General features: G+C 74.4%; 17 protein-coding genes and 3 tRNA genes. 9 read left to right on the top strand and 11 right to left on the bottom strand.

All coding sequences use genetic code 11. The features are described 5' to 3' along the window. A partial coding sequence (locus tag Q0195_RS08215) for a hypothetical protein (RefSeq protein ID WP_299276941.1) occupies nt 1-774 on the top strand: 774 nt, incomplete at its 5' end. Nucleotides 775-921: 147 nt separating this feature from the next. Here Q0195_RS08215 and Q0195_RS08210 read toward each other — a convergent pair. The 8 genes from Q0195_RS08210 to Q0195_RS08175 form a co-directional block, all read right to left on the bottom strand. Continuing rightward, a tRNA-Phe gene (locus Q0195_RS08210) sits at nt 922-994 on the bottom strand. Nucleotides 995-1,039: 45 nt separating this feature from the next. After that, a tRNA-Asp gene (locus Q0195_RS08205) sits at nt 1,040-1,113 on the bottom strand. A gap of 40 nt (nt 1,114-1,153) precedes the next feature. Continuing rightward, nucleotides 1,154-1,226: transfer RNA gene (locus tag Q0195_RS08200), tRNA-Glu, on the bottom strand. A 106-nt stretch (nt 1,227-1,332) separates the two neighbouring features. Next, entirely contained in the window at nt 1,333-1,980 is a 648-nt protein-coding gene (locus tag Q0195_RS08195) for a hypothetical protein (RefSeq protein WP_299276938.1), read from the bottom strand. A gap of 115 nt (nt 1,981-2,095) precedes the next feature. Next, nucleotides 2,096-3,745, bottom strand: a complete 1,650-nt coding sequence (locus Q0195_RS08190) for a choice-of-anchor G family protein (RefSeq protein WP_299276937.1) — start codon at nt 3,743-3,745, stop codon at nt 2,096-2,098. Further along, the gene (locus tag Q0195_RS08185) at nt 3,745-4,491 is read right to left on the bottom strand and encodes a hypothetical protein (protein WP_299276935.1); all 747 of its coding nucleotides are present in this window, start codon (nt 4,489-4,491) and stop codon (nt 3,745-3,747) included. The genes Q0195_RS08190 and Q0195_RS08185 overlap by 1 nt, the downstream gene beginning before the upstream one ends. Continuing rightward, nucleotides 4,488-5,015, bottom strand: coding sequence for a signal peptidase I (locus Q0195_RS08180; protein ID WP_299276932.1), 528 nt, complete (start codon nt 5,013-5,015; stop codon nt 4,488-4,490). The genes Q0195_RS08185 and Q0195_RS08180 overlap by 4 nt, the downstream gene beginning before the upstream one ends. 3 nt (nt 5,016-5,018) lie before the next feature. Then, nucleotides 5,019-5,669 carry a SipW-dependent-type signal peptide-containing protein gene (locus tag Q0195_RS08175; protein WP_299276929.1) on the bottom strand — a complete coding sequence of 217 codons (651 nt, stop codon included), beginning with the start codon at nt 5,667-5,669 and terminating at the stop codon, nt 5,019-5,021. A gap of 142 nt (nt 5,670-5,811) precedes the next feature. On the opposite strand from Q0195_RS08175, the gene Q0195_RS08170 reads away from it, so the two are divergent. After that, on the top strand, nt 5,812-6,171 hold the full coding sequence (locus tag Q0195_RS08170) for a metallopeptidase family protein (RefSeq protein WP_299276927.1): 360 nt from the start codon (nt 5,812-5,814) through the stop codon (nt 6,169-6,171). A gap of 1 nt (nt 6,172) precedes the next feature. Then, nucleotides 6,173-7,081: a cation diffusion facilitator family transporter gene (locus Q0195_RS08165; RefSeq protein WP_299276926.1), complete on the top strand. Its 909-nt coding sequence runs from the start codon at nt 6,173-6,175 to the stop codon at nt 7,079-7,081. Between the two features lie 12 nt (nt 7,082-7,093). On the opposite strand, the gene Q0195_RS08160 is transcribed toward Q0195_RS08165, so the two are convergent. After that, nucleotides 7,094-7,975 (bottom strand): 5'/3'-nucleotidase SurE, encoded by an 882-nt coding sequence (locus Q0195_RS08160; RefSeq protein ID WP_299276924.1) that lies wholly within the window; start codon nt 7,973-7,975, stop codon nt 7,094-7,096. 1 nt (nt 7,976) lies between these two features. Then, nucleotides 7,977-9,023 carry a PfkB family carbohydrate kinase gene (locus Q0195_RS08155; RefSeq protein WP_299276921.1) on the bottom strand — a complete coding sequence of 349 codons (1,047 nt, stop codon included), beginning with the start codon at nt 9,021-9,023 and terminating at the stop codon, nt 7,977-7,979. Between the two features lie 57 nt (nt 9,024-9,080). Here Q0195_RS08155 and Q0195_RS08150 point away from each other — a divergent pair, with 57 nt between their 5' ends. The 5 genes from Q0195_RS08150 (at nt 9,081) to Q0195_RS08130 (ending at nt 12,793) form a co-directional block, all read left to right on the top strand. Continuing rightward, nucleotides 9,081-9,608, top strand: coding sequence for a GNAT family N-acetyltransferase (locus Q0195_RS08150; protein ID WP_299276918.1), 528 nt, complete (start codon nt 9,081-9,083; stop codon nt 9,606-9,608). A gap of 32 nt (nt 9,609-9,640) precedes the next feature. Further along, entirely contained in the window at nt 9,641-10,063 is a 423-nt protein-coding gene (gene msrB, locus Q0195_RS08145; RefSeq protein WP_299276916.1) for a peptide-methionine (R)-S-oxide reductase MsrB, read from the top strand. Nucleotides 10,064-10,073: 10 nt separating this feature from the next. Continuing rightward, nucleotides 10,074-10,835 (top strand): endonuclease/exonuclease/phosphatase family protein, encoded by a 762-nt coding sequence (locus tag Q0195_RS08140; RefSeq protein WP_299276913.1) that lies wholly within the window; start codon nt 10,074-10,076, stop codon nt 10,833-10,835. A gap of 91 nt (nt 10,836-10,926) precedes the next feature. Next, the gene (locus Q0195_RS08135; RefSeq protein WP_299276910.1) at nt 10,927-11,193 is read left to right on the top strand and encodes a GlsB/YeaQ/YmgE family stress response membrane protein; all 267 of its coding nucleotides are present in this window, start codon (nt 10,927-10,929) and stop codon (nt 11,191-11,193) included. Between the two features lie 97 nt (nt 11,194-11,290). Next, nucleotides 11,291-12,793, top strand: a complete 1,503-nt coding sequence (locus Q0195_RS08130; RefSeq protein WP_299276909.1) for a hypothetical protein — start codon at nt 11,291-11,293, stop codon at nt 12,791-12,793. Between the two features lie 10 nt (nt 12,794-12,803). Here the strand turns inward: Q0195_RS08130 and Q0195_RS08125 are convergent, their stop codons facing one another. Further along, on the bottom strand, nt 12,804-14,723 hold the full coding sequence (locus tag Q0195_RS08125; RefSeq protein ID WP_299276906.1) for a DUF2207 domain-containing protein: 1,920 nt from the start codon (nt 14,721-14,723) through the stop codon (nt 12,804-12,806). A gap of 427 nt (nt 14,724-15,150) precedes the next feature. On the opposite strand from Q0195_RS08125, the gene Q0195_RS08120 reads away from it, so the two are divergent. Next, nucleotides 15,151-16,466, top strand: a 1,316-nt coding sequence (locus tag Q0195_RS08120) for a DEAD/DEAH box helicase (protein WP_299276903.1), incomplete at its 3' end; no start/stop codon positions are given.

Here is a 16,466-nt window from a genome sequence, read left to right as displayed (position 1 = left end):
AGCGACCACGACCCGATCCTCGTCGGGATCGACCTGGTCGACGCGGCGGACCCGGGTGAGCCGGGTGAGCCGGGGACGCCCGAGCGGTACGGCTTCTTCCTCACCAACAGCTGGCGGGGCGGCGACGCCGACGTGTACTTCATGTACGGCCGGCACACCGACGAGGTGCTCATCGGTGACTGGGACGGCGACGGCAAGGACACCATCACCGTCCGCCGCGGCAAGACGTACTACGTCAACAACGCCGCCGAGGGTGGTCCCGCGGGCAGCGTGTTCACCTACGGTCGGGCCGACGACGTCGTCCTGGTGGGCGACTGGGACGGTGACGGCGTCGACACGCTGGCCGTGCGCCGCGGTAAGACCTACCACGTGAAGAACTCGCTGCGTGGCGGTCCGGCGGACGTCGTCATCCACTACGGCCGGGCCGGCGACGACGTCCTGGTCGGGGACTGGGACGGGGACGGCAAGGACACCTTCGCGGTGCGTCGCGGCAAGACGTACTTCGTGAAGAACTCGGTCCGCGGCGGCGACGCCGACGTGGTGTTCACCTACGGCCGGGCGACCGACGAGGTGTACGCCGGTGACTGGGACGGGGACGGCAAGGACACCTTCGCGGTGCGCCGCGGCAAGGAGTACCACGTGAAGAACTCCCTGCGCGGTGGCCCGGCGGACGTGGCCATGCTCTTCGGCCGGGCCGGCGACGAGGTCTACGTCGGCGACTGGGACGGCGACGGCAAGGACACCATCGGTGTCCGGCGTGTCCCGCAGTCCTGAGCGGACCACGACCCGCGGGTCGCGACCGACACGCGGCGGCCCTGCACCAGCACGGTGCAGGGCCGCCTGCGTCGTCCGCCCGGTCCGGTGACGGACGGGAGAACGACGAAGCCCCCGGGGTGTGCACCCCGGGGGCTTCCTCTCGTGTGGCTCCGGCCGGCGTCGATCCGGCGACCTTTCGATTTTCAGTCGAACGCTCTACCAACTGAGCTACAGAGCCTGGTGAGCGAAGGCCCGGCCAGTTCTCTGACCGGGCCTTCCGCCGCGACCCCGACGGGACTTGAACCCGCGACCTCCGCCGTGACAGGGCGGCGCGCTAACCAACTGCGCCACGGGGCCTCGTGGTAAGGCTGTACTGCTTCTCCTACTGTACTGCTCGCACCCCCAACGGGATTCGAACCCGTGCTACCGCCGTGAAAGGGCGGGGTCCTAGGCCGCTAGACGATGGGGGCCCGTTCGGACGCCCGTGACGCCGTGGCGCCCCAGAACCTTGTACAGCATACGGGCAGAGGAGCGCCCGGAGCAAAACGCCGGGGTGTGGCGTGCAGCACGTTGCGCTCAGGCGTCCGCGCTGTGCTGCGGACCCTCCGGGGTGGCGGTGAACTGCCACTGCACAGTGGTGCGCAGGTCCCGCAGCGTCTCGGCCTCCGGCGTGCCCTCCAGGTCCCGGGGCAGCGCGACGACGAAGCACAGGTCGGCCTGGTCGGAGCTGTCCGGCCCGAGCTCGACCGTGCCCGTGTCCTCGGTGGCGAGCGGTGAGCCGAAGGGGACGATGCTCGTGCCGGTGGCGTCCGGGCCGCACTCGGAGCCCTCGTCCATCTGCAGGACGCCGTACTCCAGCGCGTCGAAGAGGGTGCCGCTGCCGCGGTTCACGGCCGGCTCCAGCGCAACGGTGCCGCCCGTGGAGCCGGCGTCGGTACGCAGCGAGAGCGGGGCGTAGACGGCGGTGCCGGGGGCCAGGCCTGCCACGTCGACCGCGAAGTTGAGCCGGGCGGCCCGGTCGCCGTCGGCGGCCTCGCGCCAGGCCTGCCCCTGGTGGGTGCGGACCTGGACGGTGAGCTCGCCGGTGCCGAAGACCGCATCGGCCTGGGCCTGGTTGCTCCAGGGGGCGGCGAGCGTGACCGCGGCGGCCAGACCAAGGACAAGACCACCGCCGACCAGGGCGGTGGCCCTCGGGTTGCCTCTCCGTGTTCTCGTGGAAAGCATCGCCAACGTGTTTCGTCTCCTGAATCTCTACCTGTCAGCGGTAACGTCCCTGGCGGTCGGGACATTCCGGGTTCTCGGCGTCATCTGCGCGGTTCGGGCGTGATCTTCGTGACAGTCAGCCGGGCGGCGGCTCGGCGGACTGCCACACCCGGACGCTGGAGGAGGCGAGCCCGACGGTCACGGACCCGCTGCCGAGCACGGGCAGCAGCTCGACCGCCAGGGCACGCACGGTGAACGTCTCCTCACCCGCCGGGCCGGTGACCTCCTGGCTGTTGACCGTGATGGACACGAGCTGGGTGAGCAGCGGCTCGAGGACCGGGCCGAGAGTGCCCGTGACGGCGCCGACCGCGGCTCCGACGGTGTCCCCGACGAGTGTGGGCACGTCGTCGAGGAGCTCGCCCAGGGCCACTGTCAGGAGGGGGACGAGCAGGTCCGTGAGCGGGTCGAGGAGGAGTGCGACCAGCGCGTCCAGGGAGATGATCCCGAGGAGGCTCCCCTCGACGTCCAGCGAGAGGCGGCCCCCGGACAGGAGCTCACCGACGCCGATGTCGGCCAGCACGGTGACGTGGGCGACGGGGAGGATGCCGAACAGGGCTTCCACCGCCGCCGGGATCCGCAGGAGGAGGTGGGTCTCCTCGAGCGTCGCCGTGACGCCGGCGGCCGCCCCGGTGACGAGGCCGTCGAGGAGGTCGGTGACTGCCCGCGCGATCCGGCCGATGTTGTCGGCGGTGAGCAGCTGCGTGTCGGGCGGGAGGTCGTTGAGGTCACCGCCCGCGACCAGGCTGCGCAGGTCCACCCCGACCGACCCGCTCGTCAGGTCGACGGAGACCAGACCGTCCTCGCTGGTGAGCGGGCCGGCGAGCAGGCCGTCGAGGAGGGCGTCCAGCTCGACGGACGCGTGCAGCTGCGGCCTGCCGAGGTCGACCGACACCAGGCCGAGGTCGAGAGGCGTGGTGCTGAGCCCGTCGAGGAGCTGCTGGAGGGGTCCGGTTGGGCCGAGGGTGGTGTCGAGTGCGCCGTCGAGGTCGGCCACGGCCTGCCGCAGCTCGTCGACCAGCCCGGCGACCGTCGGGCTGTGGAGCCGCAGCTCGGCACCGGCGAGGACGTACTCGGCCTCCGGGTCACCGCCCGCGGTCCACCGCGCCGTCGTGCCGAGGGCGCCGAGCCCGAGGGAGACGTCGTCCACCAGCCGGTCGGTGAGGCCGTCGACCTCGAGGTCGGCGAGGAGGGCGGTGAGGCTGAGTCGGGCGAGGTCGGTGTCGGCCGGGTCGGCCACGGGGGAGAGGTCCACCGCACCGTCGTCGGTCACCGTGCCCGATGCCGCCCGGGCGGTCGTGCGGTCAGCCGTCGCGGCGTAGCCGTTGAGCAGCCCGAGACCGGCGGCCGGGCCGAGGTCGAGCAGCCCCGGCTCGGTCCCGTCGCCGATGAGCGGCAGTCCGATGCCCGGCAGGCGAAGACCGAGGAGGCGTCCCAGGACGTCGGCGTCGACGGCGGCGGTGTGCGGACCGGGGGAGCGGGGGTACTCGGCGGCGGTCGTCACGGCGTCGAGCGTGTCGAGGGTGAGCGCGTCCACCTCGACGAGCTGTGCGCGTGCGGCGGCCTGTGCCCACCACCCCGCCTGCAGCTCCCCCTCGGCGTGGGCGCGGTCGGTCCACTCGGCGGCGGTCGGCCGGGCCCCGACCGCGACGACCGCCAGCACGAGCACGGCGCCCAGGACCGCGGGGACCCGGCCGCGGGGCCGCCTGTCGCTCCGGCGGCGGGCCATCAGGGCATCCCCCTGCTCCGAGCGACACGGCGGCGCAGCCCGGCCAGGGTCGCGCCAGTGAGCACCGCGGCGAGGGCGAGCAGGGCCGACCCCGCGAGGTCGACGCCGGTGCTCGGCAGGGGCGAGGCGGGGGAGGGCGCGGTCGGCGTCGGGGGGTGGGGCGTGGCAGGTCCGGACGGGTCCTCCGGACGTCCCGGGGCAGGCTGGGCGGGCGTCCCGGGCTCGGCCGGGTCGCCCCCCTCGGCGCGGGCGTCCACCGCGACGCGCAGCTGTTGCCCCTGCGCCGCGGCGGGGGCGTCCGGGGGGACGGAGGCGGTGACGACGAGGCGACCGCCGGCGGCGCCCGCCACCTCCAGCGGCGTGGTGGGCAGCCGGTCGGCCGGGGTCGGGGGGAGCAGCGCTCGGGTGTCGCTGCAGCCGCCGTCGCGCTCGGCGCACCAGTCGAGCGTCAGCGTCATCGCCCCCGGGACGTCGAGCAGCGAGCCGGACAGGCCCACGGCCACCGCCACCTCCGCCGCCGACGGCGGGTCGTCCAGCGCGACCTCGACCTCCCACCGCACCGCCTCGCCGGGGGAGAGCAGGTGCTCGGTCGGCCCGGCGTGGAGCCGGAGGTAGCGCCCCTGCTCGGGCTCCCGCGGGCCGCGCTCGCCGACCCCGGAGGCGGGGACGGCGAGGACGAGCAGCGCACCCGCCAGCGCGCCGATGCGGCGCGCCCGGGCGTGTCTCCTCGTGCGGTCGTGGGTCATCGGTCTCCTGTCTCGGGCCGCCGGGGCCACAGGGCCCAGGTGACCAGGGCGGCGACGGCGACGGCCGTCGCGCCCAGGGCGTAGGGGTGCTGGAGGCGGGCGACGACGCGTCCCAGGCCAGGTGCCGACCACAGCACCCGCCGCACCGTCTCCACCCGGTAGGGCTCGGCGTCGGGTGCGGGGTTGGCGTCGCCCTGGAGGGTGAGCGCCACCGGCTCGGTGTCCTCGACCGCGACCACCCGGTGCGTCACGGGCAGGCGTCCGGGCCGGTCGACGGTGACGACGTCACCGATCTCGACGGCGCCGGCCGGCACCTCCTGGACGACGGCCAGGCTGCCGGCCGGGATGGCCGGGGACATCGACCCGGTGCGGAACATCACCAGCGAGACACCGTGCGTCACCGCGAGCAGGACGAGCACGAGGCACAGTGCCCCGACGGCCGCCGCGAGCGTGAGCAGCCGGTCGGCGAACGTGCGGCGCGGCCGTGCGGCCCGGTGCCGCCCGCGCGTGCGGACGGTGCTCACGGATCAGCCGGCTGCGTCGGGCCGGGCGTCGTCGGCAGTGGCGGACAACAACCAGGTGGCCTTCGTCGAGGTGCCCTGGAGCTCGTCGACGTCGGTGACGTTGTGCGGGTCCTCGGGCAGGGTGATCGCGAAGCACAGGTGGACGGGGTCCGCGCCGGCCGGGCCGAGCGCGAGGGGGCTGTCCTCCGCACCGGTGATGAGCCGTGAGCCGGCCGGGACGAGCGGGTCACCCGTGAGGCTCTCCGGGCCGCAGGTACCGGCCGTGGGGGTCTCGACCACGGTGTACTCCAGGGCAGTGAAGAGGTTGCCCTCGCCGCCGGTCTGGTTGGCGCCAACCAGGGTGACCGTGCCGCCCACCGAGGTGCTGTCCGTCCGCACGGAGAGCGGGGCGTAGATCGTGATGCCGGGCTGCAGCTGGTCGGAGATGTCGACCGTGAAGTCGAGGTGGGCGGCCTCCGGGTCGCCCTCCTGCCACCCGGTGCCGTCGTGGGTGTCGACCTCGATGTTGAACCGGCTGGTCCCGAACGTCGCGTCGACGTGCGCCTGATCGGTCCAGGCGGCGAGCGTGACGGCGGCGCCCACTCCGAGCACGAGCCCACCGGCGAGGAGAGCCTTGACCTTGCCGCGCTGCCGCGGCCGTACGTCCTGTGACATGGATGTCCTCGAATTCTTCGGCGTGGAGGTATTGACATCTTCATCCTCGTGTGCATTGCCGGAAATGCCGGGGACGAAGGTCCCGCCGTCGGTGTGACCCGCTCCCCACGGGGAGCCGGCGGCGATGGGCGATGATGGGGCCATGGTCGAGATGTCCCGCGCCGAGTTCGAGGAGGCCGTCAGCGACGGGCTCGACCTCGTGCCGCCGGAGCTGACGGCCCACATGGACAACGTCGTCGTGCTCGTCGAGGACGAGCCGCCGGAGGACGCCGGCGACCCGGAGCTGCTCGGCCTCTACGAGGGCACCCCGCTGACCGAGCGGGACTCGTGGTGGGCGGCCGGCTCGCTGCCGGACCGCATCACGATCTTCCGCGGCCCCACGCTGCGCATGTGCCAGACGCGGGAGGAGGTCATCGAGGAGGTCGCGGTGACGGTCGTCCACGAGATCGCCCACCACTTCGGCATCGACGACGACCGGCTCCACGAGCTCGGCTGGGCCTGAGATGGGCCACGGACACCACCACACGGCAGCGACCGCCCACCGCCGGCGCCTCCTCGCCGCCTTCCTCGTCACCGCGACGGTCATGGTCGCCGAGGCGGTCGGCGGCTGGCTCTCCGGCTCGCTCGCGCTGCTCGCCGACGCCGGGCACATGCTCTCCGACACGGCGGCGCTCGGCCTCGCGCTCGCCGCCACCTGGCTCGCCGCCCGCCCGGCCCGGGGCCGCTGGACCTTCGGCTGGCAGCGCGCGGAGATCCTCGCCGCGCTCGTCAACGGCGTCATCCTGCTCGTCGTCGGCGTGGTGGTCGTCGTCGAGGGCATCGGCAGGCTCGGTGCCGAGCCGGAGATCGGCACCGGCCTCATGCTCGCGGTCGGCGCGGTCGGCCTGGTCGCCAACCTCGTCTCGCTGTGGCTGCTCAGCGCCGGGCGCGAGGAGAGCCTCAACGTCCGCGGCGCCTACCTCGAGGTGCTCGGCGACCTGCTCGGCTCGGTCGCGGTGCTCCTCGCCGCCGTCGTCATCCACGTGACCGGCTGGACCCCGGTCGACGCCATCGCCTCCATCGCCATCGGTCTGTTCATCATTCCGCGCGCCGGCGTCCTGCTCCGCGACGTCGCCCGGGTGCTGCTCGAGGGGGCGCCCCAGGACATGTCCCTGGAGACCTTGCGGGAGCACATGTGCGGGGTCGAGGGCGTGGTCACCGTGCACGACCTGCACGCCTGGACCATCACCTCGGGCGTCCCGGTGGTCTCCGCGCACGTGGTCGTCGAGGACGAGGTGCTCCACCCCGACCGGTTCTGCGTGGTGCTCGACGCCCTTCAGCACTGCCTCGAGGGCCACTTCGACGTCGAGCACTCCACGCTGCAGCTCGAGCCCCGCGGGCACAAGGCCACCGAGGTCCGTCTCCACGACTGACCGCGGTGCCGCTCAGGTCTCCGGAGCGTCGGCGTCGAGGACCTCCTCCTCGGTGATCTCCCCGGTGGGCCTGTCGTCACCGGAGCTCATCACCGTCCCGGCGCTGATGTCCACCGAGACGGACGCGTCGCCGTTGCCCTCGAAGCTCGGCAGCTCGGTGCCGCCCGGGTCGTCGTAGGGCGCGGTGAGCAGGGTCGCGGTCGCCCAGCCGCGGGTGAGCAGCTCGTGGTCCGAACCCGGCTCCTCGCGGGCGGTGACACCGGAGTAGGTGAGCACGACGTAGCCCTTGCCCTTCTCCCGCACCCGCGCCTGCACCGCACCGAAGCTCGCCAGGTGGGCGGGACGCAGCCCGCGCAGCTGCTCCGGGGGGATGTCCGGGACGTTGATGTTGAGCACCCGCTCGTCGTCCGGCGGCTGCTGGAGCAGCCAGTCGAAGGCCCGCTGGGTCACCAGCCGGGCGGTCGGCCAGTGCTGCGGGTTGGCCGAGGCGATCGACACCGCCAGCGCGGGGATCCCCTGGGTCGCGGCCGACAGAGCCGCCCCGACCGTGCCGGAGTGCAGCGTGGCCCGGCCGGTGTTCGCGCCGAGGTTGACCCCCGACAGGACGACGTCGGGCCGTTCCCCGAAGGCGCCGTAGGCGGCGACGAAGGCGATGAGCGCGGGGGCCGCCTTGACCCCGTAGGACACGACGCCGTCGGGCAGGCCCGGGGGCCGCTCGTCGACGAGGGCCAGGCGGCCGTCGACCTCCTGCGCGGTCAGGGACGCGCTGGCACCGGAGTACTGCCGGTGCGGCGCGGCGACCACGACCTCGCACCCCGCCGCGAGGGCGACGTCGGCGAGCACCGTGAGCCCCTCGGACTGGATGCCGTCGTCGTTCGTGATGAGCACTCGCATCTCAGCTCTGCTCCTCCTTCGTGCCCGCCGGGTCGGCCGCGGCGGCGGCCGCGACCGGCGGCCCGGCGTCGCCCGCCCGCCGCGCGTCGTGGCGTTCGAGGTCGGCGACGCCGATCCGTCCGGCGAACCGCTCGATCTGCTCCCGGCGACCCGTGCCCAGGCCCCGGCGCGTGACGTTGAGGGCCCCGGCCGCGGCCCCCAACCGGGCCGCCTCGACGACGCTCGCCCCGCGTCCGAGCGCGACTGCCACCCCCGCGGTCATCGAGTCGCCCGCGCCGCGGTGGTCCAGCGGGGTGACGACAGGGCCGACGAGCAGGCGCGCGGTCTCCTCGGTGACGAGCAGGGTGGGCTCACCCGCGCGGGAGATGAGCATCGCCCCCACCCCCTGGGCGACGAGCCGGTGGCCCGCCTGCTGGAGCTCCTCGACGGAGTCCCCCTCCGTCAGCCCGGCCGCCTGGAGCTCCTCGTGGCTCATCTTCAGCACTGTCGGCCCCTCCGCGGCGGCAGCCTTGGCGGGCTGGCCGGAGAGGTCGGCGACGATCGGCTTGTCGACGCTGCGCACGTCGCGCACCAGCCGGGAGAAGAAGCTCGCGGGCAGCACCCGCTCCGGCTCGGCGCCGGTGAGGACGAGGACGTCGGACTCCAGCGCCTCGACGAGCACGGTACCGTAGAGGTCGTCGAGCTCGTGCCGGGTGAGCTGGGGCGGGACCATGTGCGCCAGGGTCTGCCGGTCGCCGCTGCGACGGTCGTGGACGTACGCCCCGTTGCCCGCGTTGTACGGCACCGCCCGCACGGTGAGGTTCTCCTCGGCGAGCATGTGCCCGAGCACCGCCCCGACCTCCCCGCCGAAGGGCCCGCACACGGTGACCTCCGCGCCGAGGGAGATCGCCATCCGGGCCACCCACAGGCCCTGGCCCCCGGGGTGCAGGTGGAGGTCGGCGCCCTGGGGGTACTCCTCGTCGTCGCCCGGCTCCACCTCGACCATGAGCAGCGGAGTGGGGGCGAGGACGCACAGCTTGGGCCGGTGCACAGCCGACTGCCGCTCCATGTCGCGAGCCTAGAGGCGCACGAGACAAGGCGCAGGGGAAAGGTGCACACTGGGTCGATGGAAGCAACGGCACAGGCCGGCCGTCCCCCGCGGGGTGCACCTCCGGTGCGGATCCTCGAGGGGCAGGCGGGCAGCCAGGCGGCGGCCAACGCGATGCGGGCCTACCGCGCCGAGCTCGGTGAGCGGCTGGCGGGCGACCCCTCGCTCAGCCATGCCGAGGACGCCGAGGTCACCCCGCCCAACGGGGACTTCTGCATCGTCAGCGAGGTCGCGACCGGCGAGACGATCGGCTTCGGCGCGGTGCACGTCGTCGAACCCGGTGTCGTGGAGATCAAACGGATGTGGCTCCGGCCCGACGTCCGGGGCCGCGGCCTGGGCAAGTTCCTCCTCAAGCACCTGGAGAACCGGGCCCGGGCGCTGGGCGGGCGGCGGGTGATCCTCGGCGTCAACGCGGAGCTGGTCGAGGCGTGCGGGCTCTACCGCGCCAGCGGGTACGAGCCGGTGGAGCGTTTCGAGGACAACCCGCACATCACCCACTTCTTCGGAAAGCAGCTCGTTCGCGACGAGCCGACCCGATCCACGTGACTTCCCCGGCCGAACGGGCGCAAGATGGAGCCATGAGTACCGACAACCCGCGCGTGGCGTTCACCAAGGTGGCGCTGAGCGAGGAGGAGTGGCGCGAGCGCCTCTCCCCGAAGGAGTACCACGTCCTGCGCGAGGCAGGGACGGAGCGGCCGGGTACCGGCGAGCTCCTCTACGAGAACCGGGAGGGCATCTACCGCTGCCGCGGGTGCGGTGCCGAGCTCTTCCGCTCCCACACGAAGTTCGACGCCCACTGCGGCTGGCCGAGCTTCTACGCCCCCACCGACAACGACGCGGTCACCCTCCACGAGGACCGCTCCCTGGGCATGGTCCGCACCGAGGTGCGCTGCGCCCGCTGCGACTCCCACCTCGGCCACGTCTTCCCCGACGCGCCGCAGACCCCGACGGGCGACCGCTACTGCATGAACTCCGTCGCCCTCACCTTCGAGGAGCTGTGACCGGCCGCCCGTGCTGGTGGTCACCGCGAACATCCAGCACGGGCACCCGGCCGCCCGCGGCCCCGACGCGGCCGACCGGCTCGCCGCCGCGCTAGCGGGGCTGCCCGGCGACGTCGTCGCGCTGCAGGAGGTCGACAAGGGCCAGTCCCGCAGCGGACGGGTCGACCAGGCGGCCGTGGCCGCCGCCGCGCTCGGCCTGCCCTGGTACCGGTTCGCGGCCGCCTTCGCGGGCCAGGTCCACGGACTGCGGCGACGACCCGTCCCCGCCCACGTCCCCGACGGCGCCGGGTACGGCGTGGCACTGCTCAGCCGGTGGCCGGTGCGCTCCTGGCACGTGCGCCCGCTGCGGCCCGGGCCGGTGCGGGTCCGGCCGGGCGGGCCGCTGGGGCTGCGGGTGCACCTCGACCCGCCCCGGGTGCTGCTCGCGGCCGTCGTCGACGGCCCCTGCGGCACCTTCTCCGTGGCGTGCACGCACCTGTCGACCGACCCGCCCACGGCGCGGCGGCAGCTCGCCGAGTCGGCCCGTGCGCTGCGCACCCTGCCCGGCCCGCACCTGCTCCTCGGCGACCTCAACCTCGGACCCGACGACGCGGCCCGGGTCTCCGGCATGCACGGCCCGGCCCGCGTCGACACCTTCCCCTCCGCGTGTCCACGGCGCCAGCTGGACCACGTCCTGGTCGGGCCGGGGCTGCGTGCTGCCGGCGAGCCGTGGGCGCTGCGGCTGCCGCTGTCCGACCACCGGGCCCTGGTCGTGCCGGTGGTGCCGGGCTGACCTCCCCGAGTGCGGGCCACGGCGCTGCGTGCCACGCTCGGCGGGATCGGCGCCGCCGCCCAGGTGGTGCCAAGCGACAGGAAGGACCGGCATGGAGATCATCGGCCTCATCATCTTCGGCGCCATCATCGGAGCGCTGGCCCGCCTCTTCATGAAGGGCGAGCAGAACCTGGGGATCCTGTGGACGATCATCCTCGGTGTCGCGGGTGCCCTGGTGGGCTACTGGCTCGCCGGCCTGCTCGGCGTCGGCGACACGGGCGGGGTCGACTGGATCCGGTGGGCGATCTCCGTCGTGGCTGCGATCGTCTTCATCAGCATCTACCTGGCCGTGACGAACAAGGGCAGCGCACGCCGCTGACCCAGGAGACGCCGGCCGGCCGCCGGGCCGGTCGGCGTCGTGCTGTCCGGCGCTCGTCGTAGACTTCCGGCGCCCGTCAGCGACAGATGGAGGACAGGTGGAGCGCGGGAGGTGGTGGGCGGCGCTCGCCGGCGCCGCGCTGCTCGCCGGTGTGGGATGTGCACCGACCTCGGCCGGACCGGGGCCGACACCGGAGCCGGTGACCACCACCACGGCGCCGGCGCCCCCCGCGGTCGCCGCCGACCCGGTGGACGTCGACGTCGTCGTCGAGGGGATGGCGGCCACCGCCCGCGTCGGGCCGATGGTGCAGGTGGACGCCGAGCACGCCGTCCTGGTCCTCGACGTCGCGCTCCCGGACGACCTGGAGCGCAGCGCCAAGCCCTGGGAGCTCGTCCCCGACTCCGAGCACCACCCCTACGCCGGGCTCCTCTCCCGGCTGCAGGTCCTCGACCTGGGCGAGGCCGCGGTCGAGGAGCCGCTCGACGTCGACGGCTTCACGGCGAGCAGCTGGTTCGGGCGCGAGGCGGGCCGGCAGGTCGGGTACGCGGCCTACGGCCCGCAGACGGAGCGGTCCGTCGCGGTGGTCGTGCCGCACGGGGACGTCGTCGAGGTACCCGTGGTAGACCTCGGCCGGCTCACCGACGAACGCGGCCCGCGGAGCCGCAAGGCGGTGAGCGAGGCGTCCGCGTGGCTGCTCGAGGGCGACCCCGAGCACGGCCGGTCGCGGGGTGAGCTGCGGGTGCGGCGCACCGCGCTCGAGGCGGTGGCCCGAGACCGCGCCGGCACGGTCGACGTCGTCGCCTCGACCGAGGAGGTCACCGTGCACATCGCCCCGGAGGCACTGTTCGACGACGGCTCCGCCGACCCGTCCGACACCGCCGACGACGTCCTGGACGCCGTGGCCGCCCAGCTCACCGAGCATGGCGCCGAGTCGGTCCGGGTGGTGGTGCCGGGTGACGCCGCCCTCGCCCACGAGCGCGGCGCGGCTGTCCGCGACCGGCTGGCGGAGCTGGCGGACCTCACCGGGACGGGGGTCGAGGTGGTCCACGGTGCGGCCGCCTCACGGGTCGAGGTACACCTCGTCGGGCCGACCGGCGCCGGCAGCCCGCGCGTGGCACCGTGGGGCGACCCGAGCCTGCCCGAGGTGGACGGACCGGTCGCGGGCGCACCCGAGTGCGCGGTGGTCCGGGAGGAGCACCCGGTGACCGTCTCGCTGGAGGAGGTGCGCGAGCTCGGCGGCTATCTCGTCGGTCGGGTCGAGGTGACGAACACCGGGGAGGAGACGATCAGCCGGGTCGGGAGCTCCTTCGTCCGCAGCCGCACCGGCGAGGAGCGCGAGCCCGCCCGCTTCCGGGAGTGGGCCGACGTCCTGGCGCTCGCGGTGGGTACCACCCGCCACTACCCCCTGGAGTACCCGGTGGCGGACCGGTACGCGGCCCTGGCGCCGTCGCTGCGGCAGGACCTGGCACCGGGTGACACGTACGTGGCCGCGGTGGTGTGGCCGCGGGTGCCCGGGAGGTCGGTCGTGCTCGACGTCGCGGGCCGGGACGGGACGTACGGCACGCCGGACGTGCGGGTCGTGGACGTGCCGGTGAGGTAGTGCGGGGCGCTCAGCGGCCGCCGCCACCCCCGCCGCCACCACCGCCACCGGAGAAGCCGCCGCCGCCGCTGCTGGACCCGGAGCTGCCCGAGGACCCGGGGGTGGAGGACAGCGAGCTGCTCGCCGTCGTCGTCAGACCGGACAGCGCGCGGCCGAGGTCGGAGAAGCTCCCACCGCCGAAGGTCGAGCTGCCGACGTACCAGGTGGGCCGTCCGACGTCGACCCCCTGCGCCTCGAGCTGGGCGAAGATCGCCGCCCAGCGCTGCGCCACCCCGTAGACGATGGCGTAGGGGAGGTAGCGGGAGAAGATGTCCTGCCCCTCCTCGAACCGCAGCTGGTGCGCCTCGGCGGTGGACAGGTAGCGCTCGAAGCCGCGGGACTGCTCGTGCAGGGCCCGCCCGGTCGGGGTGCGCTGCCAGCGGGTGTCCGCCGTCCACCACACGGCGACCGCGAACGCGAGGACGAGCCCGACGGCGATGAGGAGGAGGAAGTTCGCCGACTCGGGCAGGATCGCCATCGTGACCCCGAAGAGCATCGGGACGCCCAGGAGGAGGAGGACGGCGAGGAGGACGCGGCCCACCTGGTACGCGCCGCCCGGCTTGAGCGGCCTGGTGAAGAAGCGGCGCCGGTCGATCTCCTCCCCGAGCTCGCGCCGGGCGGCGCGGGTGGTGCGGTAGAACCGGTTGCGCAGCTGGGAGAGCCGGACCTGGCGGCCGAACCGGAACAGGCCGCTGAGCAGGGTGTGCTCGTAGCTGGTGAGCCGGTCGAGCGGGGCGTTCTCCGGGGTGGCGACGAACAGCCAGTCGTCGGGGTGCCCGTCGCGGCCCAGCCGGGCCTCGTGGATGCGCAGGTAGCCACGCACCGCGAGGTCGATGATCGTCGCCGTGATGTGCTCGTCCTTCACCCGCTTGGTGTCCAGCGCCCCGACCTCCGCCGGCCGGAGCAGGTCCGGTGGGGTGAAGCGCACGGCGACCGGCGGCTCGCTGCGCAGCTGCGCGACGGTGGGGGTGCTGCCCGGCGCGGGCAGCAGCCCGGGGGTGAGCCCGACGTAGTGCAGGTCCCGGCCCCGGCGCACCCGCCACCGGCCGAACGCGATCGGCAGGGCGAGCGCGAGCGGGGTGAGCCACACCCAGTGCCGCCAGACGACGTCGGCGGTGGTCGCGGTCCAGCTCTCGTCCTCGTCGCTGAAGGGCGAGGTCTGCTTGTCCTGGAGGATGGGAGCGGTCCGGGTGAAGGTGCCGGGCGGGTAGGCCGCCATGATCGTCAGCCCGGACCCGGGCGCCAGGTCGCTCCCGCCGCCGACCACCGTGGGGCCGTCGACGGCGAGGGTGTCGCACGTGGCCGTCGAGCCGTGGTCACCCTGGTAGCAGGCGTGGTCGACGGCGTCGGTCGGGCCGGTGACCGTCACCGTCGCCTCCGCGATGGGCACCTCCCAGTCGTGACCGGTGGCGTTCCAGTACAGCTCGTCCTGGTCGGGGACGCGCGGGTCGTCCCGGATGGCGTTGAGCGCACCGTGGACGGTGTAGGTCAGCACGTAGACCTGCTGCCCGGTGCGCCGGTCGGCCGAGCCGTCCGGTGCGCCGATGTCGACCCGCACCCGGGCACCCTCGTCGCGGACCCACACGCCGGCGGGGGCGCCGGTCGGGCTCGTCGCGGCGAAGCCCCGGTAGTCGTAGACGCGCTCCTTGCCCGGCTGCGGCGGGTAGTCGAAGCGCGCGTCCAGCACGCGCGTGAGCCCCAGGCCCTCACGGCTGCCGAAGTTCCAGTGGTAGGTCTCGGTGACGTCGAGCGTGCCGTCGGGCCGGATGTCGATGGCGATGTCCAGCCGGTCGATGACGTCGCCGCTCGCCGCCGTCGCGGTGGTGGGCAGGAGGAGCAGCGGGACGAGGGCGAGGAGGAGGGCCGCCAGGGCGCGCGACAGACGGTTCACGCCCGTCAACGCTATCCCGAGTCCGGGCGGCCCCGCCCCACCGCTGCCGGTCCCCTCGGCAGGTCAGCGGCCGCCGCCCCCGCCCCCGCCACCGCCGGAGAAGCCGCCCCGCCGCCGCTCGAGCCCGAGCTCCCGGAGGAGCCCGGGGTGGCGGACAGCGTGCTGCCGGCCCGTGGGGCGAGCGCCACGGGGGCGAGTACGCGCGGAAGACGGGTCACGCCCCGGCACGTCAGCCCAGCCGTGGCGCCCCCGGTCCGCCCACCGCGCGCCGTGAGGTGACCCACCGCCCCGGCACGGGACGCCCGGGCAGGGTAGGGTCGACGTCGTGGGCCGCGGCTGCGGCCCGGCGTCGTCGAGCTCCAGTGCAGCACCGCTGCCGGTTCCTGTACGGCGAGCTCCGACCCTTCTCAGCGCCTGAAAGGCACCCTTGACCTCCTTCACCTCGTTCGATCTGCCCACCGCCGTCGTCCGTCACCTGACCGACACCGGCATCACCACCCCCTTCCCCATCCAGGCGGCCACGCTGCCGGACACCCTCCGCGGCCGGGACGTCCTCGGCCGTGGCCGCACCGGCTCGGGCAAGACACTCGCCTTCTCCCTCCCGCTCGTCACCCGCCTGGCCGACGGCCGGCGCGTGCCGAACCGCCCCCGCGGCCTCGTCCTGGTCCCGACCCGCGAGCTCGCCAACCAGGTGGACGCTGTCGTCGCGCCCCTGGCCGAGTCGCTCGGGATGCGGACGACGACGATCTTCGGCGGCGTCAGCCAGGCCCGGCAGGTCGCCGCGCTGAAGGCCGGCGTGGACATCGTCATCGCCTGCCCCGGCCGGCTCGAGGACCTCCTCGGCCAGGGCGTGCTCACCCTCGACGACGTCTCGGTGACCGTCCTCGACGAGGCCGACCACATGGCCGACCTCGGCTTCCTCCCGGGCGTCCGACGCATCATGGACCGCACGCCGAGCACCGGGCAGCGGATGCTCTTCTCCGCCACGCTGGACAACGGCGTCGACGTCCTGGTCAAGCGCTACCTCCAGCGCCCGCTGCACCACGCCGTCGACAGCGCCGAGTCGCCGGTCACGGCGATGACGCACCACGTGCTCACCGTCTCCGGGGCCGAGGACAAGAAGCGCGTCGTCCACGAGCTCGCCTCCGGAGCCGGCCGGCGGGTGCTCTTCACCCGGACCAAGCACCAGGCCAAGCGCCTCGCCAAGCAGCTGACGACGGCGGGCGTCCCGGCCGTCGACCTCCACGGCAACCTCACCCAGCCGGCCCGCGAGCGGAACCTCGCCGCGTTCTCCTCCGGCGCCGTCCGGGTGCTCGTGGCCACCGACATCGCGGCCCGCGGGATCCACGTGGACGACGTCGAGCTCGTCGTCCACGTCGACCCGCCCGCCGAGCACAAGGCCTACCTCCACCGCTCCGGCCGCACCGCCCGCGCCGGCGCCGGCGGCGACGTCGTGACGATCGTGCTGCCCGAGCAGACGGCGGACATGCGGCTCCTCGCCCGCAAGGCGAAGATCACCGCCAAGCCGGTGAGCGTGCGCCCCGGGGACGCCACGGTGCAGCGGCTCGTGGGTGAGGCGGCACCCGCCGTCTCCGCGGCGGAGGCCGCGGCCGCGGTGCCCAGGGCGCCGCAGCCGCAGCAGCGCTCCGGCGGGGGTGGCCGGGGCCGAGGTCGTGGCCGCTCGGGGCGGTCCCGCTCCGCGACCACGCCGCAGCGGTCCGCTGCTCCGGCAGCCGCCCGGAC

It is taken from the genome of uncultured Georgenia sp. (assembly GCF_937958535.1).
Lineage (GTDB): Bacteria > Actinomycetota > Actinomycetes > Actinomycetales > Actinomycetaceae > Oceanitalea.
Note: the sequence above shows the minus strand (reverse complement) of the source record. Positions and strands in the feature narration are given on the sequence as shown.